General features: G+C 72.6%; 22 protein-coding genes. 12 read left to right on the forward strand and 10 right to left on the reverse strand.

What is annotated here, in order from left to right; genetic code table 11:
- Positions 1–6: 6 nt before the first annotated feature.
- Entirely contained in the window at positions 7–864 is an 858-nt protein-coding gene (locus AB0H64_RS39345) for a DUF2268 domain-containing putative Zn-dependent protease (protein WP_357635401.1), read from the reverse strand.
- Between the two features lie 141 nt (positions 865–1,005).
- Positions 1,006–1,776 carry a hypothetical protein gene (locus tag AB0H64_RS39350; RefSeq protein ID WP_357635404.1) on the reverse strand — a complete coding sequence of 257 codons (771 nt, stop codon included), beginning with the start codon at positions 1,774–1,776 and terminating at the stop codon, positions 1,006–1,008.
- Positions 1,777–1,832: 56 nt separating this feature from the next.
- Here AB0H64_RS39350 and AB0H64_RS39355 point away from each other — a divergent pair, with 56 nt between their 5' ends.
- The 7 genes from AB0H64_RS39355 (at position 1,833) to AB0H64_RS39385 (ending at position 8,289) form a co-directional block, all read left to right on the forward strand.
- Positions 1,833–2,834 (forward strand): AAA family ATPase, encoded by a 1,002-nt coding sequence (locus AB0H64_RS39355; RefSeq protein ID WP_357635407.1) that lies wholly within the window; start codon positions 1,833–1,835, stop codon positions 2,832–2,834.
- Between the two features lie 7 nt (positions 2,835–2,841).
- Positions 2,842–3,774: a DUF58 domain-containing protein gene (locus tag AB0H64_RS39360; RefSeq protein ID WP_357635409.1), complete on the forward strand. Its 933-nt coding sequence runs from the start codon at positions 2,842–2,844 to the stop codon at positions 3,772–3,774.
- A complete protein-coding gene (locus AB0H64_RS39365; protein ID WP_357635412.1) occupies positions 3,771–4,718 on the forward strand; it encodes a VWA domain-containing protein in 948 nt (315 codons plus the stop codon). The genes AB0H64_RS39360 and AB0H64_RS39365 overlap by 4 nt, the downstream gene beginning before the upstream one ends.
- A gap of 11 nt (positions 4,719–4,729) precedes the next feature.
- Positions 4,730–5,320 (forward strand): methyltransferase, encoded by a 591-nt coding sequence (locus tag AB0H64_RS39370; RefSeq protein ID WP_357635415.1) that lies wholly within the window; start codon positions 4,730–4,732, stop codon positions 5,318–5,320.
- Positions 5,317–5,868: a TrmH family RNA methyltransferase gene (locus tag AB0H64_RS39375; protein ID WP_310709110.1), complete on the forward strand. Its 552-nt coding sequence runs from the start codon at positions 5,317–5,319 to the stop codon at positions 5,866–5,868. The genes AB0H64_RS39370 and AB0H64_RS39375 overlap by 4 nt, the downstream gene beginning before the upstream one ends.
- A 75-nt stretch (positions 5,869–5,943) precedes the next feature.
- Entirely contained in the window at positions 5,944–6,744 is an 801-nt protein-coding gene (locus tag AB0H64_RS39380) for a glycerophosphodiester phosphodiesterase (protein ID WP_357635419.1), read from the forward strand.
- A gap of 99 nt (positions 6,745–6,843) precedes the next feature.
- Positions 6,844–8,289, forward strand: a complete 1,446-nt coding sequence (locus AB0H64_RS39385; protein WP_357635423.1) for an MFS transporter — start codon at positions 6,844–6,846, stop codon at positions 8,287–8,289.
- Between the two features lie 60 nt (positions 8,290–8,349).
- On the opposite strand, the gene AB0H64_RS39390 is transcribed toward AB0H64_RS39385, so the two are convergent.
- Positions 8,350–8,826: a helix-turn-helix domain-containing protein gene (locus AB0H64_RS39390; protein ID WP_357635425.1), complete on the reverse strand. Its 477-nt coding sequence runs from the start codon at positions 8,824–8,826 to the stop codon at positions 8,350–8,352.
- A 33-nt stretch (positions 8,827–8,859) separates the two neighbouring features.
- Here AB0H64_RS39390 and AB0H64_RS39395 point away from each other — a divergent pair, with 33 nt between their 5' ends.
- The 3 genes from AB0H64_RS39395 to AB0H64_RS39405 all read left to right on the forward strand — a co-directional run bounded on the left by AB0H64_RS39395 (position 8,860) and on the right by AB0H64_RS39405 (position 11,105).
- On the forward strand, positions 8,860–9,360 hold the full coding sequence (locus AB0H64_RS39395) for a nuclear transport factor 2 family protein (RefSeq protein ID WP_357635427.1): 501 nt from the start codon (positions 8,860–8,862) through the stop codon (positions 9,358–9,360).
- 216 nt (positions 9,361–9,576) lie between these two features.
- Positions 9,577–10,329 carry an SDR family oxidoreductase gene (locus AB0H64_RS39400; RefSeq protein ID WP_357635430.1) on the forward strand — a complete coding sequence of 251 codons (753 nt, stop codon included), beginning with the start codon at positions 9,577–9,579 and terminating at the stop codon, positions 10,327–10,329.
- A gap of 134 nt (positions 10,330–10,463) precedes the next feature.
- On the forward strand, positions 10,464–11,105 hold the full coding sequence (locus tag AB0H64_RS39405) for a hypothetical protein (RefSeq protein WP_357635433.1): 642 nt from the start codon (positions 10,464–10,466) through the stop codon (positions 11,103–11,105).
- Here the strand turns inward: AB0H64_RS39405 and AB0H64_RS39410 are convergent.
- Entirely contained in the window at positions 11,005–11,922 is a 918-nt protein-coding gene (locus AB0H64_RS39410; protein WP_357635436.1) for a helix-turn-helix transcriptional regulator, read from the reverse strand. The genes AB0H64_RS39405 and AB0H64_RS39410 overlap by 101 nt on opposite strands.
- A gap of 130 nt (positions 11,923–12,052) precedes the next feature.
- Between AB0H64_RS39410 and AB0H64_RS39415 the strand changes: the two genes are divergently transcribed.
- A complete protein-coding gene (locus tag AB0H64_RS39415) occupies positions 12,053–12,751 on the forward strand; it encodes an SDR family oxidoreductase (RefSeq protein ID WP_357635439.1) in 699 nt (232 codons plus the stop codon).
- A 146-nt stretch (positions 12,752–12,897) separates the two neighbouring features.
- On the forward strand, positions 12,898–13,242 hold the full coding sequence (locus AB0H64_RS39420) for an RNA polymerase-binding protein RbpA (RefSeq protein WP_310709104.1): 345 nt from the start codon (positions 12,898–12,900) through the stop codon (positions 13,240–13,242).
- Positions 13,243–13,418: 176 nt separating this feature from the next.
- On the opposite strand, the gene AB0H64_RS39425 is transcribed toward AB0H64_RS39420, so the two are convergent.
- From AB0H64_RS39425 to AB0H64_RS39450, 6 genes are all read right to left on the reverse strand, one after another.
- The gene (locus AB0H64_RS39425; protein ID WP_357635441.1) at positions 13,419–14,573 is read right to left on the reverse strand and encodes a DUF5685 family protein; all 1,155 of its coding nucleotides are present in this window, start codon (positions 14,571–14,573) and stop codon (positions 13,419–13,421) included.
- Positions 14,574–14,765: 192 nt separating this feature from the next.
- Positions 14,766–15,875 (reverse strand): pectate lyase, encoded by a 1,110-nt coding sequence (locus AB0H64_RS39430; protein ID WP_357635444.1) that lies wholly within the window; start codon positions 15,873–15,875, stop codon positions 14,766–14,768.
- A gap of 8 nt (positions 15,876–15,883) precedes the next feature.
- Positions 15,884–16,993 carry a pectate lyase gene (locus AB0H64_RS39435; RefSeq protein ID WP_357635447.1) on the reverse strand — a complete coding sequence of 370 codons (1,110 nt, stop codon included), beginning with the start codon at positions 16,991–16,993 and terminating at the stop codon, positions 15,884–15,886.
- A gap of 163 nt (positions 16,994–17,156) precedes the next feature.
- Complete coding sequence (locus AB0H64_RS39440) at positions 17,157–18,722, reverse strand: pectate lyase (RefSeq protein WP_357635450.1); 1,566 nt, start codon at positions 18,720–18,722, stop codon at positions 17,157–17,159.
- A 378-nt stretch (positions 18,723–19,100) separates the two neighbouring features.
- Complete coding sequence (locus tag AB0H64_RS39445) at positions 19,101–19,601, reverse strand: FxsA family protein (protein ID WP_357635452.1); 501 nt, start codon at positions 19,599–19,601, stop codon at positions 19,101–19,103.
- A 66-nt stretch (positions 19,602–19,667) separates the two neighbouring features.
- Positions 19,668–20,411 (reverse strand): polyprenol monophosphomannose synthase, encoded by a 744-nt coding sequence (locus tag AB0H64_RS39450; RefSeq protein WP_357635455.1) that lies wholly within the window; start codon positions 20,409–20,411, stop codon positions 19,668–19,670.
- Positions 20,412–20,413: the final 2 nt, after the last annotated feature.

Below are 20,413 nucleotides of genomic sequence, written 5' to 3' on the forward strand. Positions count from 1 at the left end.
GCCCTGTCAGGGGCGGGAGCTCTCCAGGATGCGGGAGGCGGGCAGCAGGCTGCTCTCCGCCGCCGTCATGCCGGTCGCCTCCAGGTGCGCCTCCACCAGCCGCAGCCCCACCGCGTACCCCGCCATGTCGGGGATGCCGCGCGCCTCGGAGCCGAAGCGGCGCGCCGCGGTGTCGCCCAGCACGTACGCGGGCGTGTTCCACATCCCCTCCAGGTCGATGTCCGCCATGATCCGCTCGTACGCCAGATCCAGCGGGGCCCCTGTCACCTTCGACGACCACGGCCCCATGGCCTCCGGCCCCGACAGCTCCCGCACGAACGCCTCGGCCAGCCCTTCGGCCACGATGTGCTCGCCGACGGTCACGGTGGCCGGGTTCCACTCCACGGTGGTGTAGCGGACGCTGTGGTGGAACTCGTGGACCGCGCAGTGCGCGATGCGCCCGATGTTCTCGTCGGTGGGCCAGGCCAGCAGGTACAGCCAGCCGGGCGCGCCGCCCATGCCGTAGTAGCCGCCGGTGACGCTCATGAGGTAGTCGTCATCGGGGTTGCCGAGGACGAGCATGACCTGCAGCGAGTCGGGCTGCCGGGCGTCCTTGAGCCGCTCGGAGGCGCGGTGCAGCTCCCGCTCGACCTGGCCGAGCACGTCGGCGTCGATCATCCGGCGGACGGCCGGCAGGTAGCGGGGGTCGTCGGCGTCGACGCGGAAGCCGGAGCCCTGGTGGTGGATGTCGACGATGTCGCCGGGCATCGGGACGACGGACCGCACGGGCTCCATCAGCTCGCGCAGGGCGTCGGGACGGCGCTCCAGCGGCTGCTCCAGCAGGTCCGCCATGACGGTGAGGGTGTCGTGAACGATGAACTCCATGTCGCGGGACGCTAAAGCCTCCCGCGACAGGAGGCTCAACCCGTTTTCACGGCGGCCTGCGCTTCCACGGCGGCCCGGCCCTCACGGCGGCCCGGCCCTCGCGGCGGCCCGGCCCTCGCGGCGGCCGAGTGAGCGGGCGGCTCAGAGCTGCTGGTCCTGGCCCTGGTCGTCGCCGGGTGAGCGGTCCGGCGTGCCCTGGCCGCTCTGGCTCGGCGACGGCGACGGGGAGGGCGTGGGCTGCTGCGGCTCGGGCGTGGCGGGGGTGGGCGGCGGCGTCGGCTCGAAGTTGGTGGGCGGCAGCGGCCTGGGCATCGGCTCGCTCTCCGACCGGCCGAACAGCAGCAGCATCGCGATCACCGTGAGCAGCAGCACCAGCACGGCCAGGGCCAGCGCCGCCAGCAGCACCCGCTTGCGCGTCTCGGTGAGGGGTGCGGGCCGGGGCGGCGGGCCGGGCAGCGCGGGCGCGCGGTCGGTCAGCCAGTACGGCACGAAATCGGGGCCGTGCGCCGGCCCGATGAAGGTGCCCCCGACCATCACCGGCCCGAGGAACCACTCGGCTCCCGGCCGGCCCGGCACGTACGGCACGGCCACCCACGGCGCCTTGCCGGTCTCCATGGCCAGCACCTCGGGCGTGCCCTCCAGCACGGCGGCCCGCGACCGGGAGGCCCGGCCGAGCCAGCCGCGCACGCCGCCACGCGCCGACGCCTCGCGCATCGCGGTGACGAACCGCTCCCGCGCCGCCGCGTCGAAGGCGGCGCCCCGGGTCAGCACGGCCAGCGACACGGCACGCCCGTCGGCGCCCTGCCCGAGGTACACGAAACCAGCCGGTGCCTGGTTCAGGCGCGCCTGAACCACGAACGGCCCGAGCCGCGGAGGATCGCCGTACTGCAGCGGACTTGCCACGTTTGCCATGAAAGCACAGACGTGGCGTGATGCACGTTCGCGGGACCTTTGGTGGAATGGGCGTCATGAGCGTCGCCGAAGAGTTGCCAGGCGGAACCGATGCGGCTGTGCTGCGTCAGGCCCTCGACGAGGTCCGGCGGGTCATCGTCGGGCAGGAGCACATGGTCGAGAGGCTGGTCGTGGCCCTGCTCGCGCGCGGGCACTGCCTGCTGGAAGGGGTCCCCGGCGTCGCCAAGACCCTTGCCGCGTCCACCCTGGCCACCGTGGTGGGCGGCACGTTCGCCCGCATCCAGTTCACCCCGGACCTGGTGCCGAGCGACATCGTCGGCACCCGGGTGTTCCATCCGTCCAACGAGAAGTTCGACGTCGAGCTCGGCCCGGTGTTCGTGAACTTCCTGCTGGCCGACGAGATCAACCGGGCCCCGGCCAAGGTGCAGTCGGCGCTGCTGGAGGTCATGGCGGAGCGGCAGGTCACGCTGGCCGGCGTCACGCATCCGCTGCCCCGGCCGTTCATCGTGCTGGCCACCCAGAACCCGATCGAGTCCGAGGGCGTCTACCCGCTGCCGGAGGTGCAGCGCGACCGGTTCCTGTTCCGGGTGCGGGTGCCGCATCCCAGCGCCCACGAGGAGCTGGAGATCCTGCATCGCATGAGTGTCACCCCGCCGACGCCGTCGCGGGTGCTCGAACCCGACCGGCTGCTGGCGCTGCAGGCCACCGCCGAGTCGGTCTCGGTCCACCAGCTCGTCGCCGATTACGTGGTGCGGCTGGTCATGGCCACCCGCTCGCCCGCCGAGTACGGCCTGGCCGACCTGACCGACACCATCGAGATCGGGGTCAGCCCGCGCGCCACCCTGGGCCTGGTGTCCGCCGGGCGGGCCCTGGCCCTGCTGCGGGGCCGCGACTACCTGCTGCCCGACGACGTGCGCGACGTGGCGGTGGACGTGATGGCGCACCGGCTGATGCTGACGTTCGACGCGCTGGCCGACGGCGTCGACCCCGAGCAGGTGGTCAGGCAGATCCTGCACGCCGTACCCCCACCCCTCGTCGTCTGGAACCAGAACCGGTGAGCGACCGGTGAACACGGCGGAGCAGGCGCTGCGGCGGCTGGAGCTGGTGGTGACCCGCAGGCTCGACGGCCTGCTGCACGGCGCCCACCTGGGGCTGCTGCCCGGCACGGGCAGCGAGGCCGGTGACAGCCGGGTCTACGTGCCCGGCGAGGACGACGTGCGGCGCATGGACTGGGCCGTGACGGCGCGCACGACGGTGCCGCACGTGCGCGACCTGATCGCCGACCGCGAGCTGGAGACGTGGGCGCTGGCCGACCTGTCGCCGAGCATGGACTTCGGCACGGCCGACACCGACAAGCGCGACCTGGTGGTGGCGGCGATCGGCGCGATCGGGTTCCTGTCCAGCCGCATGGGCGACCGGTTCGGCGCGCTTGTGCTGCACGACGAGTACATTCACCGGATGCCCGCCCGCACCGGCCGCCCCGCCCTGTACGGGCTGCTGCACTCGCTGATGGACGCCCCGCGCGGCCGGCCCGTGCCCGACGCGCCGGACCTGGCGGAGGGCATCGACGTGCTGGCGGCGACCCGCAGGCGGCGCGGCATGCGCGTGGTGGTGTCCGACTTCCTCGACGCCCGTCCCGAGCTGGACCCGGACGCCGAGCGGCCCTGGGAGCGGCCGATCCGCCGGCTGGCGGCCCGGCACCAGGTGCTCGCGGTCGAGGTGATCGACCCCCGCGAGCTGGAGCTGCCCGATGTGGGCCGGGTCGCGTTCGCCGACCCCGAGACCGGGAACGTACGCGAAGTGCACCTTTCACCCAAAGTCCGGCATGCGTACGCCGAGGCGGCGGCCGCGCAACGCGAGGGCACCCGGGCGGCGCTGCGCCGCGCCGGCGTGGCCCACCTCGTGCTGCGCACCGACCGCGACTGGGTGTTCGACGTGGCGCAGTTCGTGCTGCGCCAGCGCCGCATGAGCCACCTCGCGCACCGGAGAACCTCATGACCTTCCTCTCCCCCGCGTGGCTGTGGCTGTTCGCGCTGCTCGTGCTGCTCGCCGGCGGCTACGTCGCCGCGCAGTTCGCCCGCCGGCGCTACACCGTGCGCTTCACGAACCTGGCGCTGCTCGACCTCGTCGCCCCGGCCGGGCCCGGCTGGCGGCGGCACGTCGCGCCGCTGCTGTTCCTGCTGATGATGGGGCTGCTGGTGATCGGCGCGGCCAAGCCGGCCGACCAGGTGCGCGTGCCGCGCGACCGCGCCACCATCATGATCGCCCTCGACGTGTCGCTGTCGATGGACGCCGGCGACGTCCGGCCCAACCGGATCAGCGCGGCCAAGACCGCGGCGCAGGCGTTCGTCAAGGAGCTGCCCGACCGGTTCAACGTGGGCGTCGTGTCGTTCGCCCGCTCGGCGAACGTCGTCATCTCCCCCACCACCGACCACCAGGCCGTGGTCACCGCCATCGGCAACCTGTCCACCCGGCCGGGCACGGCCATCGGGGAGGCGGTCTTCAACGCGCTGGACTCGGTCAAGTCGTTCGACCAGGACGCCGTCACCGACCCGCCGCCCTCCGCGATCGTGCTGCTGTCCGACGGCGACAACACCTCCGGCCGCTCGGTCACCGAGGCCATCGACGCCGCCAAGCAGGCCCGCGTCCCGGTCTCCACGATCGCGTACGGCACGCAGGAGGGCACGGTCTCGATCGACGGCAGGCCGGTCAACGTGCCGGTCAACAAGCAGACCCTGCAGTCGCTGTCCGACGGCACCAGCGGCCGGGCCTACACGGCCGAGTCCGGCAGCGAGCTGCGCGACGTCTACGAGCAGATCGGCACCTCGCTCGGGTTCAAGCTGGTGAACCAGGAGATCACGCAGTGGTTCATCGTGGCGGCGATCCTCGCCGGGGTGCTGGTGGCGGGCGCCGCCGTGCTGTTCGGAGCGCGGATCCCGTAACGTTCAGGCACGTGGCCCACTACTTCTCCGAACAGCCGGGAGCCGCCAGCAGGCCGGGCACCGTCGATCTGGTGCTGCCCGACCTGCACCTGCGGCTGGAGACCGACCGGGGCGTCTTCTCGCCCGAGCGGATCGACCTCGGCACGCGCGTCCTGCTGGAGACCGTCCCGGCGCCCCCTGCGCGGGGGGACCTGCTCGACCTGGGATGCGGGTACGGGCCGATCGCGCTGACCATGGCCTCGCGCGCCCCGGAGGCGACGGTGTGGGCCGTCGACGTGAACCGCCGTAGTGTGGAGCTCACGGAGCGCAACGCCCGGGCCGCGGGCCTCGGCACAGTAAGATCCGTGCACGCCGACGAGATGCCGGACGAGGTGACCTTCCAGGCCATCTGGTCAAACCCGGCCATCCGCATCGGCAAGCCGGCCCTGCACGCGATGCTCACCAGGTGGCTGTCGCGCCTCGCGCCCGGCGGCGTCGCCTACCTGGTCGTCCAGAAACACCTCGGCTCCGACTCCCTGCAGCGCTGGCTCGGCGAGCAGGGCTGGCAGGCCTCCCGCGAGGCCTCCCGGGCCGCCTACCGAATCCTGAAAGTGGAAGCATGAGAAGGCAGCTCCGCCCCACCGACGTCAAACGGCTCAACCGCGCCTGGCGGCGGCAGACGGGCAACCGGCTCTCCCTGATCCTCGAGTCGGTCACCGGCCCGTTCAACGTGGGCTCGATCTTCCGGACGGCCGCCGCGTTCGGCGCCGACCAGATCTGGCTGGCCGGCAACGCGACGCCGCCGACCAACCCCAAGGCCGGCAAGACCGCGCTCGGCACCGAACGGCTGGTCACCTGGCACGAGCCGATGCCGGCCCTCGACGCCGTCAAGGCCGCCCGCGACGACGGCTACACCGTGCTCGCGATCGAGCTGACCGCCGGGGCCGTGCCGCTGCACCAGGCCGACCTGGCCCGCGACGTGTGCCTGGTGGTCGGCAGCGAGGACCACGGCTGCTCCCCCGCCCTGCTCGACGCCGTGGACGGCGCCTGCTACATCCCGCAGGTCGGCCGCGTCGGGTCGGTCAACGTCGCGGTGGCCGCCGCGATCGCACTGTCCGAGTCCCGCCGCCAGGAGTGGCAGAATCTGGCGGAGTCACCGGTATCACCCTGATTTTTGGTGACGATCGCTGATTCGTAACCGTCGTCCGCATCCACATCCGCATTCACGGAAGGCATACTTCAGGACGTGCTCAGCCGTCGTTTCCCCTTTCTCGACCATCCGGGCCCGCTCGCCTTCGCCCACCGCGGGGGCGCCGCCGAGGGCGCGGAGAACTCCGCCGCGGCCTTCGAGCGGGCGATACGACTCGGCTACACGTACCTGGAGACCGACGCGCGGGCCACGGCCGACGGCGTGCTGCTCGCCTTCCACGACCCCACGCTCGACCGGGTCACCGACCGGCGCGGGCGGCTGTCCGAGCTGCCGTACCGGGAGGTCGGCCGGGCCCGCGTCGACGGCGAGCACGAGATCCCGCTGTTGGAGGACCTGCTCGGCAGCTGGCCGGAGGCCCGCTTCAACATCGACGTGAAGGAGGCCGGCGCCATCGCCCCACTGGCCGAGGCGCTCAGGCGCACCGGCGCCTACGACCGGGTCTGCCTGACCTCCTTCTCCGACGAGCGGCTGCTGATGGCCAGGGCCGCGATCGGGCGGGCGGTCTGCTCGTCGCTCGGCCCGCGCGGCGTGGCCGCGCTGCGCGCCGCGGCCTCGACCTCCGGCTACGGCCGCCTGCTGGCCCGCCTGTCGCGCGCGGGGGTCCCGTGCGCGCAGGTGCCTGTGGGCTTCCGCGGGCTGCGCGTCACCACCGGCCGCCTCGTCCGCACCGCCCACGCCATCGGCATGCAGGTGCACGTGTGGACGGTCAACGACACCGCCCGCATGGACCACCTGCTCGACCTCGGGGTGGACGGCATCATGACCGACAACATCACCGGCCTGCGCGACGTGCTGGACCGCCGCGGCCAGTGGCATCCCGGCCGCATGGCGGCCTGACCCGTGGCCTCTTCTGCGGCCTCTTCCGTGGCCTCTTCCGTGGCCTCTTCCGTGGCCTCTTCTGTGGCCTCATCCGTGGTCTAGGAGCGACTCGACACCATGCCCGTACCCGCACCCCCCGCGGTTCCCGACGACCCCACCGCCGACTCCCCGGCCGCGCGCAGGCGCGAACAGCGCGGCTGGTACCTCTACGACTGGGCCAACTCCGCCTTCTACACCACGATCATCTCGGTGTTCCTCGGCCCGTACCTGATCCCCGTGGCCCGCACCGCGGCCTGTGGCCAGGACTTCCCCACGGTCGCGGCCGAGACGTGCGCGCGCGACTTCGACAAGCTCGCCGCCGCCCACCCCGGACTCGGGTACGTGGACGTGCTCGGCGCCGACGTGCGGCCCGCGGCGTTCTTCGGGCTGACGCTGACCGTCTCGGTGTTCCTGCAGATCGTGTTCCTGCCGATCGTGGGGGCGCTCGCCGACCACACCGGCCGCAAGCGGGAGCTGCTCGGCGGCTTCGCCTACGCCGGCGCGCTGGCCACCATGTGCCTGTACTTCGTCGAGGGCGACCGCTACCTGCTCGGCGGCGCGCTGTTCATCCTCGCCAACCTCGCCTACGGCTCCTCCGTCGTCGTGTACGACTCGTTCCTGCCGCAGATCTCGACCCCCGACGAGCGCGACGGGGTGTCCTCGCGCGGCTGGGCCATCGGCTACCTCGGCGGCGGCCTGTTGCTGGCCCTCAACCTGGTGCTCTACCTCCAGCACGAGAGCCTGGGCCTCAGCGAGGGCATGTCGGTGCGGATCAGCATGATGTCGGCCGGGCTGTGGTGGGCGACGTTCACCATCGTGCCGCTGCTGCGGCTGCGCAACCGGCCGGTCCCGGTGCACGAGGGCACGGCGCTGCGCTCGGTCGCGGGCAGCTTCCGCCAGCTCGGCCGCACCCTGGCCGAGCTGCGCCGCTACCCGCTGACCCTGCTGTTCCTCGTGGCGTACCTCGTCTACAACGACGGCATCCAGACGGTCATCGGCAACAGCGCGGCCTTCGCCTCCGAGGCGCTGAAGCTGGACAAGACCGTGCAGATCAGCGCCATCCTCATGGTGCAGTTCGTGGCGTTCTTCGGCGCGCTGCTCATGGGCCTGCTGGCGCGCCGCTACGGCACCAAGCGGACCGTGCTGGGCAGTCTGGTGATCTGGACGGTGATCGTGGTCGCCGCCATGTACGTCCAGGAGGGCCAGGCGCTGCAGTTCTACCTCATGGCGCTGGCCATCGCGATCGTGCTGGGCGGCACCCAGGCGCTGTCGCGGTCGCTGTTCTCCCAGGTGATCCCGAAGGGGCGGGAGGCGGAGTACTTCAGCCTCCTGCAGATCAGCGACAAGGGCTCGGCCTTCATCGGCGCGCTCACGGTGACGATCGCGCTCCAGCTGACCAACAGCTACCGGATCGCCATCGTCTCGATGATCGTCTTCTTCGTGATCGGGTTCGTGCTGCTGGCCCTGGTCAACCTGCCCAAGGCCATCCGCGCCGCGGGCAACGAGGTGCCGCACCAGATCTGACGCCCGCCCTGCTCGCCGCAGTTCCCGTCGCAGTCCCGCCCAAGTGCTCAGGGGGACGGCTCAGGGGCCGGCGAGCACCATCGTGCCGGGGCCCTGCGCCGCGCCGGGACCCGCGACCGCGACGACGGAGTCCGCGCCGGCCTCGCCGCCGCAATGGGGGCATGTCACGACGGGTGTGAACCGCTCGCCGCAGGAGTGGACGAGCAGCGCGGGCGGCCCGCCGGGCGGCGTGGCCCAGCGGTCGCCCCAGGCCATCAGCGTGAATAGCGCGGGCACGACGTCGCGGCCCGCCTCGGTCAGCACGTACTCGTAGCGGACCGGCCGTTCCTGGTACGGCCGGCGCTCGACCACGCCCGCCGCCGTCAGGTGCTCCAGCCGCCGGGTCAGCAGGTTGCGCGAGATGCCCAGGTCCCCGGCCAGCTCGTCGAACCGGCGCAGTCCCAGGAACAGGTCGCGCAGGATCAGCGGCGTCCACGGCTCGCCGAGTACGCCGACGGCCTGGGCGATGGAGCAGTGCATCTCACCGAACCTGTTCACGGCACCAGCATAGTCGGTTGATAAAGTGAACTCATGACAGTTCACATTCAGGACTCACCACTGACGGCGTACCGCGAGGCGGGCGAGGCCAAGGACGTCGGCGCGATCATGGCGACTCTGTCGCCCCGGGTCTCCTTCCACTCCCCGCTCACCGCCGCGACTGCCATCCAGGGCCACGACCGGGTGCGGGAGCTGTTCACCGCCGTCCTGGGGGCGCTCACCGACCTGCGCTACCACACCGACGTGGGCGACGGACGGACCCGCATGCTCGCGTCCACCGCCCGCGTGGGACGTCAGCGGATCGAGGAGTCGGCACTGGTCCGGCTGGACGACGACGGCCTGATCGAGGACATCACGATGTGGATCCGGCCGCTGCCCGGCCTCACCGCACTGATGGCCGCCCTGGGACCACGCATGGCCGCGGACAGCGGGAGGCCCGGCCTGGCCCTGCTGGTCGGGGCCGCCACCCGGCCGCTGGCGGCGATGACCCGCCTCGGCGACCGCACGCTGGTGCCCCTGCTGAACCGCCCCTGAGGACGGGAGAGGGAGCGGGATCCCAGGAGCGCCGCGGCCAGGCTCCCCGCCTGCGTCACGTCCAGCGTCGCAGACGTGGCGAGCGGCCCGGGCCGCGGAGACACCCTCCGCTCCGGTCGCCGATCCGTCGAAGACATCCCCACCCCTCGTACGCGTACACACCGTGATCATACGGACACGCTAGCGTACGAGTACACCCACGGAAAGGCGGCGGCCATGACCGCGCAGACCTCAGACCGCGACCAGAACTCCAAGGTCGTCCTCATCACCGGCGCCGGCAGCGGCATCGGCCGGGCTGCCGCGCGGAGGCTGGCCCGCGACGGGCACCACGTCGTCATCGGCGCCCGCCGCGAGGACCGCCTGGCCGAGACCGCGGCGGCGATCCGCGAAGCCGGCGGCAGCGTGGACGCGCGCCGCCTCGACGTCATCGACCGGGCGGACGTCGCCGCGTTCGCCGACGCCGCCGCCCGGGAGCACGGCCGCGTCGATGTGATCGTCAACAACGCCGGAGTCATGCCGCTGTCCCGGCTGGACGCACTCCTCGTCGAGGAGTGGAACCGGATGATCGACGTCAACGTGCGCGGCCTGCTCCACGGGATCGCCGCGACGCTGCCGCACTTCCAGCGGCAGGGTGGCGGCCACGTGATCACCGTCGCCTCCATCGGCGCCCACGAGGTGGTGCCGACGGGCGCCGTCTACTGCGCCACGAAGTACGCCGCCTGGGCCATCACCGAGGGCCTGCGACTGGAGTCGGACCCGGGCATCCGGGTCACCACCGTCTCCCCCGGCGTCGTCGAGTCGGAGCTGGCCGATTCCATCTCCGACCCGGACGCCAGGGAGGCGATGAAGGCATACCGGGCGGACTCCATCCCGCCGGACGCCATCGCCGACGCCATCGCGTACGCGATCGGGCAGCCCGACGGCGTGGACGTGAACGAGATCATCGTCCGGCCGACCCGGCAGCGCTGACGGCGTGCCGGGGCCACGCCGGGCGGTCGAGCGAGACCGGGGAACCATAAAGAGAGCACCGCTCTTGACGATCACCACACCCATGAGAGAGCATTGCTCTCGTTCGAGAGCAATGCTGTCACATGGGAGTGGTCATGAGTCCTCGCCTCACCTCGGCGGCCCTGGCGGCCGCCGGCGTCCTGTTCCTCGTCTACCCGGTCGTGCGGCCCTCCGGTGACGACGCGGCGGCCATGGCCGCTCCCGCCTGGGTGACCGGGCACCTGGCCGCCATGATCGGCTTCATCCTGCTGGGGCTCGGCGTGCTCGGGCTGCGCGAGCTGCTGGGCAGCCGGCTCTCGACCCGGGCCGCCGCGGTGACCTGGGTGGGGGCGGGCCTGACGCTCCCCTACTACGGCGCCGAGGACTTCGGGCTGCACGTGATCGCCCGCAGGTCCCTGCGCGACGGCGCGCCCGCGCTCATGGAGCTCGCCGGGGAGTTCCGCTACCACCCGGTGGCGGTCACCATGTTCGCCGCAGGGCTGGCGCTGCTCGGCGTCGGGACCGTGATGGCTGCCGTCGCGGTGCGCCGCTCCGGCGTCCTTTCCGCGTGGAGTGCCGCGCCGCTGGCCCTCGGGTTCGCGCTGTTCATCCCGCAGTTCTTCGGCCCGTACCCGCTGCGGATCGCGCACGGCGCGCTCATCGCGGCGGGTGGCCTGTGGCTGGCGGCCGAGACGTGGCGGTCAGGCCGGCCAGCAGCCGCATCGCCGACTCCGACGGCGAGCCGGGCTCGGAGTTGAACACCGCGACCCGCTGCCCCTCGTCCTCGGTCAGGGCCATGAACTCCGCCGCGAGCTCCAGGGTCCCGACCAGGGGATGCCGGTACACGCGGGCGGCGGTGCCGCAGTCGCCGACGGTGTGGGCCGCCCACAGCCGCGCGAACTCGGCGCTGCGCACGGTCAGCTCGCCGACCAGCCCGGTGAGTCCGGGGTCGCCCGGCCACCGGCCCGCGATCAGCCGCAGGTCGGCGAGGGTGGAGCGGGCCTTGCGCGGCCAGTCCGCGTACAGCTCCCGCGTGTGCGGGTCGAGGAACATCATGCGGGCGATGTTGGGCCGGTCGTCCGGCCGGTCCGGCGCGCCGAGGTCGAGGTGCCCGGCCAGCAGGGCGTGCGCCATGGGATTCCAGGCGAGGATGTCCAGGAAGCGGCCCAGGACCAGGGCCGGCACGTCGCCGAACGACTCGATCATGACCCGGACGCCGGGCCGTGCGCGCTCCGGCCTGGCCGGGCGGCGGCACGCGGCGGGCCGGGGCCTGGCCAGGGAGTACAGGTGGACGCGCTCGGCCTCGTCGAGCCGCAGCGCGCGGGCCACCGCGTCGAGCACGGCGTCCGAGGCGCCGGGGCTCTGGCCCTGCTCCAGCCGCGTGTAATAACCGGCGCTCACGCCGGCGAGCTGCGCCAGCTCCTCACGGCGCAGGCCCGGCACCCGGCGGCGTCCCCCGTACGCGGGCAGGCCGGCGTCCTCGGGCCGCAGCCGCGCCCGCCTGGACCGCAGGAACTCGCCCAGCTCCCCGCCGGGCCCTCGTCCGGTCGCCGCCTGTTCGTCCTGTACGCGCATGCCTCCCAGTCTGGCCGATGCCCGGTCGCGGAGCCTGCACCTGTCAGGTGTACCTCCGGCGGAGGGCTGGCACCGCCCGGCGGCACGCCACAGCCTGGACGCCTGAACACCTGGATGTCGAGGAGTGGCAATGAGGATCATCGTGATCGGCGCGACGGGGACCATCGGGACGGCGGTCGCCGACGAGCTGGAACGGCGGCACGAGGTGGTGCGCGTCTCACGGCGGGGCTCCATGGGCGGGTCCATGGGCGGCTCGGTGGAGGGCTCGCTGGAGGGCCCGGTGGAGGGCTCGCTGGAGGGCTCGCTGGGGGCCGACCTGTGCGACACCGCCTCCATCGACGCGCTGCTCGACCGCGTCGGCCGGGTGGGCGGGGTGGACGCAGTGGTGTGCTGCGCCGCGAGCGGGACGCTCACACCGCTGGACGACCCTTCGGACGCCGCGTTCTGGACCGGACTCGACGGCAAGCTGGTCGGCCAGGTGAACCTGGTCCGCCACGCGCTCGCCCGGCTACGGGACGGCGGGTCGGTCACGCTGACCAGCGGGAGGTTCGCCGAGCCGGTGCCGGGGTCCTCGATGGGCCATCTGGTCAACGCGGGACTGGAGGCGTTCGTGCGGGCCGCCGCAGTCGAGCTGCCGCGCGGCCTGCGCCTGAACGCCGTCAGCCCGGGCTGGGTGCGGGAGACGCTCGTGTCGCTCGGGATGGACCCGGCGGGCGGGGTGCCGGCGGCCGAGGTGGCGCGCGTCTACGCGCAGGCGGTGGAGGGCTCGTTCACCGGTCGCACGCTCGCCGTGCAGGCCGTTACGCGAGGGGAATCCACGGCCTCATAGGGATTGCCGCGCCTCTGGAGGGAACTCCTGAGTGCCGGGGCGATTGGATCACGCCATGGGTGGGAATCCCATCACGGTATCAAGCGTTAGACACCGTGGGAGACAGACCCCCCGCGCAATGGGGGCCCTGTAGGAGGCATTCAGACATGGGCGAGCGAGCACTTCGTGGCACCCGGCTCGGGGCAACCAGCTACGAGAACGACCGTAACACGGATCTGGCCCCACGCCAGGAGGTGTCCTACACCTGTCCGAAGGGCCATCTCTTCGAGGTTCCGCTCGCCGCCGAGGCTGAGATCCCCGCGACGTGGGAGTGCCGCATGTGCGGCGCCACCGCGGTGCGGGTGGACGGCGAGCAGCCCGAGTCGAAGAAGACCAAGCCCCCGCGGACACACTGGGACATGCTGCTGGAGCGGCGATCCATCGAGGACCTGGAGGAGGTGCTCAACGAGAGGCTGGCCGTACTTCGCGCCCAGCGTCGCAGGAGCGCCTGAACCCATCTCACGGTGTGAAGCCCCCGGGCACGTCCCCGGGGGCAGTTTTTTGAACGCCGGTCTCCGTCCGACGACGGGGGCCGGCGTTCGGCTTTCCGGCGACCCCCGGCGGTCGGAACGCGCAGCGGCCGGAACGCGCAGCGGCCGGGCCGCTGGGTGCCGCGCCGCGGGGCTCCTCAGTCGCAGGAGCAGTCGCAGCACTGGCACGAGGAGTCGCAGCAGTCGCAGCAGTCGCAGGAGCACTGGCAGCAGTCACCGCAGCCGTCACAGCCGTCGCAGCCGTCCTTGATGTAGCAGCGCTCCTCGCACGAGGAGCCCTTGAGCTCGCTCCACTCCGGCCGCCACAGTCCGCACGTGAGCAGCGTGCCCACGCCGGCCGTCGTCCGCAGCGGCCAGGCGGGCCTGCGGCGGGAGGCCGCCGGGTGCGTGCCGAAGGCGCGTGTCACCGCCCGCCGCACCTCCGCGCCGAGGAGCACCTCCACCAGGTGCCGCTCCTCCAGCTCCAGGTCCCGTACGGCCAGGGCGATGCCGTGCGCGGCGTCGTCGCACAGCCGCCGCGCCTCCTCGCGGCCGGTGCCGGTGGCGGTGAGCGGGTTGAACGCGCCCCGCGCCGCGTCGTCCTGCTGGTCCTCGACCGCGTCGAGCAGGTGGGCCAGCCGCCCGAACAGCGTGCCGATCTCGGCCAGCGCCACCGCGTTCCCGGCCCGGTCGGCCCGCTCGTCCGGCGCGGCGCGGCCGGCGATGAGCGCCGTGTGGGCGAACGCCGCCGCGACCGCCTCCTCGGTGGGCCTGGTCAGCTCCAGCAGCCCCGCTGTCCCGGCGATGGCGGATGCGGCCGTGGACGGCCCGGCGGTGGCCAGGCGTTCCAGGGCGATCTGCCGGTCCGCCGTCGCCGCCAGCGTCGCCGTGTCGAAGCCCACCTCCGCCCCGAGCCGCGCCCCGGCCGCCTCCCAGCGGGCCGCCAGCCGGCGGCCGGCGACAGCGGTGCCCGGGGCGGCGTCGCCGTCCGCGGCGTGGTCGCGGAGCCGGCCGGCGGCCAGCACGAGCGACACCGAGGCGGCCAGCCGCGCCCCCTGGGCCCGGTGGTCCACCACGTCGGCCCGCCGGAACCCGCGCAGCGCGCACGGGCCCGCGGTGCGGTGCGGGGAGGCGGAGGGGAGCTGGGCCTCGGTGAGGACCGAGATGATCAGGGTGTCGTAGTTGGTGGCCAGCCGGGCCGCCTGTCCCTGCCCGTCTCTCAGCGTGAGACAGAGGCCGCACAGGTGGGCACGCCACGCGTCGCGCACGCTCGCGCAGACGTGCGCGGAGCACGGGCGAATGATTCCGAACACACGACCTCGCCGGTATTGGACCGATCTATACGGTTGATCGCAGGATCGTACTCCGAATCCGGCTCCCCATGGCATGCCCGGCCACCGGGGCGTGAGGTCCGCACGGGCGTCCTAAGCGGCGCCGCACGGGCGTCCCGAGCGGTGCCGCACGGGACGTCCCGAGCGGGACCGCCCGTGCGGCGGTGCGGCGCCTCAGAAGCCGAGTTTGCCGACCCCCACGCCCGCCTCGACGATCGACGGGATCTTCGCGGGGTCGTCCAGCGTGTACGGGTAGTACGTGGACGGCTCCACGACCGTGCCGGCCGTCTCCGGCGCGCCCGAGCCGGCGTACACGTTGCGGCGCTCGACCACCCGTCCCGGAGCGCTCTTGTCGTACCCGACGTGGATGGGATGGGCGACGTTCTGGAAGTAGTTGCCCTCCACCAGGACGCCCGCGTTCTCCGTCGAGGCCACGCCGTACAGGGCGTTGTTCCGGTAGTAGTTGTTGAACACGTGGACCGGCTCGGCGAAGCGCACCCGGGGGTGGCGCTGGTCGGTGCCGTCGAAGAAGTTGTGGTGGTAGGTGACCCGCAGCTTGCCGATGTCGGCGGTGTAGGTGTCGGAGTGGCCGAGCAGCATCGTCTTGCTGTGGTCGTGGAACCTGTTCCATGAGACCGTGACGAAGTCCGACTCCCGCTTGATGTCGAGCAGGCCGTCGTAGCCGTCCGACAGGTCGTTGTGGTCGATCCACACGTGGTGGGCCTTGTTGGTGACGCTGATGGAGTCGTCGTCCGCGGCGGTGAACCGGAGGTTGCGGATGATCACGTTGTTGCCGGGGCGGGTCGTGGAGCCGAGTTGGAGGCCGCCGCCGGTGATCTCCGCCGTCGCGCCGACGCCGAGGATGCTCTTGTTCGCGACGACGGTGATCATGCCGCTGGTCCGGACGCGGCCGGAGATCCACAACGTGTACGGGCCCGCGCGGCCGGCGTAGTCCTTGAGCTGCGCGGCCGTGGTGATGGTGACGGAGGGGCCGCCGGCGCCGCCGGTGGTGCCGTTCTGGCCGAGGGCGTTGACGGAGGCGAACCCGATCGGCGCGTCGGCCGCCCGAGCCGCCGCGGCGGAGACGACGGCGGGGAAGGCCGCGGCGGATTCGGCGGGCAGGGGCGCGGAGGTCAGCGCGACGGCCAGGGTCGCCGCGGCGAGCAGCCGCCCCCACGGCCTGGCGCCCGTACCGTGGGGCCTTGTAGCAGGGGGTCTCGTAGCGGGGGGCCTCGTAGCGGGGGGCCTCGTGGCGAGGCCGTGCAGGGCGGACACGACGGACATGGCACTCCTCAGATCTTGCCGACGCCGGCGCCGGCCGGTACGACGGTGGGCACGCTGACGGCCGGGTCGGCGGTGTAGGGGTAATAGGTGCGCGGCTCGGTCACGGTGCCGCGCGTCTCGATGGGGTGGTGGCAGGCGACGAGGATGTTGTCCCGCTCGACGAGCCGCCCGAGGTCGCCGCTGAACTCCACCCGGCCGGGGTTGTTGACCTGGGTGAAGTAGTTGCCCTCGGCCAGGACGGCGGCGTCGTAGGTGGAGGCGATCCCGTAGCTGTTGCCCCGGTAGTAGTTGTTGTAGACGTGGACCAGCGCGGAGAAGCGCACCCTGGGATGGCGCTGGTCGGAGCCGTCGAAGTAGTTGTGGTGGTAGGTGACCCGCAGCCGGCCGATGTCCTGCGGCCCGGCGGTCTCGTCGTGGCCGAGCAGCAGGGTCTTGTCGTGGTCGTGGAACCTGTTCCACGACACGGTGACGAAGTCGGAGCCGCGCTTGATGTCGACGGCCCCGTCGTCGCCGTCGGACAGGTCGTTGTGGTCGATCCAGATGTGGTGGCTGAACATCTGGACGTTGATCAGGTCGTCGGTGGCGCCGGTGATCGTCAGGTTACGGATGATGATGTTGTGGACGGCGTTCGCGGGCGGGGCCGTCACGCGGTCGTCGACCGGCAGGCCGATGGTCAGGCCGCCTCCGACGAGGGCGGCGTCGGCGCCGAGGCCGATGATGGTCTTGTCCGAGGTGACGGCGTGCATGCCGTCGGTCGTGCCGGTGGGCAGGGTGATGCGGCCGCGTACCTGGATCACGTATGGGCCGGGGCGGGCGATGGCGTCGAGGAAGTCCTGGGTCGTGCCGACGGTGAGGGTGGGGCCGCCGGCGCCACCGGTCGTGCCGTTCCGGCCCAGGGCGTCGACGGAGGCGAACCCGTTCGCGGGCTCGGCGGCCCGGGCGGGGGCCGCCGCCACGGCGGGCGGTGCGGTGGTGGCGGAGACGAGGACGGTGGCGGTGAGCAGGGCCATGAAGGCGATGAGCGGGACGGCCGCCTCGGGCCGGAGGCGGCGCCTTCTCGTGCCGGGAGCGGGCTCGGCGGTGCCGGGCGGTGTGGGGCGAGCGGTTCCGGGGGGCATGATCGCTCTGCTTTCTGACGGAGGGTGCCGGTGTGCCGGAGCGCCCGGGGCGTGGGGGTGCGGGCGCGCCGGGGCTCGCGGCCGGGCGCCCTGGAGGGGTGCGGGACGCCCGGACTGCGCGGCCGGGCGCCGTGGAGAGGTGTGAGGCGCCCGGACTGTGCGGTCAGGTGCCGATCTTGCCGACGCCCGCCCCGGCGGTGACGATCGCCTTCACCGAGGCGGGGTCGTCGAGGGTGTAGGCGTAGTACGACCTGGCCTCCTGCACGGTCCCGCCGCAGTCGGGCGCGCCGGAGTCGACGAACACGTTGTCGCGGGCGACGCACCTGCCCGACGGACCGGCGTAGCTGTTGCTGACCGGCTCCTCGACCCGCTCGAAGGAGTTGCCCTCGACCAGGCATCCGGCGTTCGCCTGGCAGGCCACGCCGACGTCGGTGTTGTAGAAGTAGTAGTTGTTGTAGACGTGCACCGGCTCGCCGAAGCGGACCCGCGGGTTGCGCTGCGGCGTCCGGTCGAACCAGTTGTGGTGGTAGGTGACCTTCAGCCGGCCGGCGTCCTGCGCGCCGTTGGAGTCGTCGTGGCCGAGCAGCATGGTCTTGGTGTGCTGGTGGACGTGGTTCCAGGACACGGTGACGTACGAAGAGCCGCGCTTGATGTCGATCAGGCCGTCGTAGCCGCAGCACAGGTCGTTGTGGTCGAGCCACACGTGGTGGGAGAACATCTGCACGTTGATCGAGTCGTCGCTGGCGCCGCGGAAGGTCAGGTTGCGGACGATCACGTTGTGCACGGCGTTCGCGGGCGGTGAGGTGACGGCGTCGTCGACGGGCAGGCCGATGTTGAGGCCGCCGCCGCTGATGCCCGACGCCGAGCCGACGCCCACGATCGTCTTGTCCGAGGCGACGTCGTACATGCCGGCCGGCACCGTGATCACGCCGCGCACGCACACCGTAAGGGGCCCGCTCCGCCCGATGGCGGCGATCAGCTCGCTCGCGGTGTCGACCTCGACGGTCGGGCCGCCCGCGCCTCCGCTGGTGCCGCTCTGGCCCCATGCGTCCACCGAGGCGAACCCGGCGGGCGAGCCGGGACTGGTGCAGGTGCCGGAGGGCGGCGGCGTGACGGTCGGGGTGACCGGCGGCTCGGTCGGGCCGCCCACGTCGGTCACGAGCACGTCGTCGAACGAGGCGCTCGCGTACGAGCCGGCCAGGCCGGCCCGGCCGGAGGCGTAGGTGGCGTCAGTCGCGGAGACGACCTCCGCCCCGTCGAGGAAGCCGCGCAGCGTCGTGCCGAACGCCTCCAGCCGGAGTGTGTGCCAGGTGCCCGTCACGATCCCGGCCGGGGCCGAGGCGAGGGTCACCGGTGTGCCGCCGCTGCGCCTGCCGAGGATCACCGCGCCGGTCTCGCCGATCCCGAGGAAGTAGTACGCGCTGGTGCTCTGCGCCCTGGCCAGCACCGCGACGTGCCGGCCGGATCCGTTGAACGTGAGGGGCCGCACCCGCGCCTGCACCGACTGGCCCGTCCACGAGGACCCGGCGATGGCCCGGGCGTCCGCGCCGGTGCCGGACTGCCGGTAGGCGCGCGAGCCGTCGGCCACCACCGACCAGCTCCCGCCGGACTTCGTCCAGCCGGCCGCGTCGCCGTCCTCGAAGTCGTCGGCGAACAGGGTGGCGGCCGACGCGCTGGTGATCGCGGGGAGCCCCAGGGCCGCCAGCAGCGTGGCGGCGACGGCCGCCACGAGGACGGCGAGCAGTGAACGGGCCGTGCGAGCTCTCCTGTCGCGTCCTGTGCCGTCGCGTTCCGCGTTCGTCCGTTCCGCGTTCGTCCGTGCTGCGTTCAGTCGGGCTGCGTTCAGTCGCGCTGCGTTCATCCGCACTGTGGGCCTCCGCTGGCAAGCCGTGACCTAGGAGCCCGCTTCCATGAACGGGCTCCTTACCAGGTGTGGTGCTCGTGCGTCAGCTCGGCCGGCCTTGATGCCTTTATGCAACCGTTTGCGGGCCGCGTCAATGCGGAAGGCTGTGCAGTTTTGTTGCAGGCCCCAGGTGGATCTCATGGATGGCGCCGTACCGGCCTGCCCGGCCACCGATTCTGTGCAATCGCTTGCAGCCGGGACGGGCTACGGCTCGCGGTCCTCGCGCAGCACCTCGCCGTGGACGACCTTGCCGCCCGCGGGGGCCCGGCCCGTTCCGGCGTCGGGCCCGTCCGGGAACGTCTGCGAGAACAGCTGCGCGTACGGCGACGCGGCGGCCATCCGCTTGACCCGGCGGTCGAAGAACCACGCCCCCAGGCGGCGCATCAACGGCCGGGTGAACGGCAGCACGCACAGGAACCCGGCGATGTCGGTGAAGAAGCCCGGCGTCAGCAGCAGCACGCCACCGGCCAGGATCAGCGCGCCGTCGGCCAGCTCGTGCTCGGGCATGCGCCCGGCCTGCAGCGCCTCCTGCAGGGCCCGCCAGGCGCGCCTGCCCTCACGGCGCACCAGCCAGGCCCCGAGCAGGCTGTCGGCGATGAGCAGGGCCACGGTCGGCCAGCCGCCGATGACGGAGCCGACCTGGATGAGCAGCCAGATCTCCAGCACGGGGACGAGCAGGAAGGCCAGGAACAGCAGGAGGCGCATCGTTTCCTCGATTCAGCGCGCGCGTACATCACGAACAACGACCGGCGGAGCCGGTGCGTTCCGCGATCAGCCACGTCTCCTGCCGAAACGCGAAGGCAGGCCGGCGAACCCCCACACGGCGATGCGCCAGAACGACTCGGTCATGACGCGCCGGCTCATCTTGCTGGTGCCGACGGTCCGCTCGACGAAGGTGATCGGCACCTCGACCACCCGCAGCCCGTGGCGGGCGGTGCGCAGGGTGAGGTCCACCTGGAAGCAGTAGCCCTGCGACTCGACGTCGGCCAGGCCCACCTTCTCCAGGGTCTCGGCCCGGTACGCCCGGAAGCCCGCGGTCGCGTCGCGGACCGCCAGGCCCAGCATGATCCGGGTGTAGATGTTGGCGCCGCGGGACAGCAGCTGGCGGGAGGCGGGCCAGTTGACGACCCTGCCGCCGGGCACATAGCGCGAGCCGATGGCCAGGTCGGCGCCGTCGGCCAGCGCCTCCAGCAGCTTGGGCAGCTCCTCGGGCTGGTGGGAGCCGTCGGCGTCCATCTCGACCAGCACGTTGAAGCCCTCGTCGAGGCCCCAGCGGAACGCCTCGATGTAGGCGGCGCCGAGCCCTTCCTTGCCGGGGCGGTGCAGGACGTGGATGTGGTCGTCGCCGGCGGCGAGCTCGTCGGCCACCTCGCCGGTGCCGTCGGGGCTGTTGTCGTCGGCCACCAGCAGGTGGGCCTCCGGCAGCGCCGCCCGCACCCGCTCGACGATCGTCGGGAGGTTGCCGCGCTCGTTGTAGGTCGGCACGATGATGAGCACTCGGCCAAGAGTCTCCATGA

Source organism: Nonomuraea sp. NPDC050733 (assembly GCF_040654215.1).
Classification (GTDB): domain Bacteria; phylum Actinomycetota; class Actinomycetes; order Streptosporangiales; family Streptosporangiaceae; genus Nonomuraea.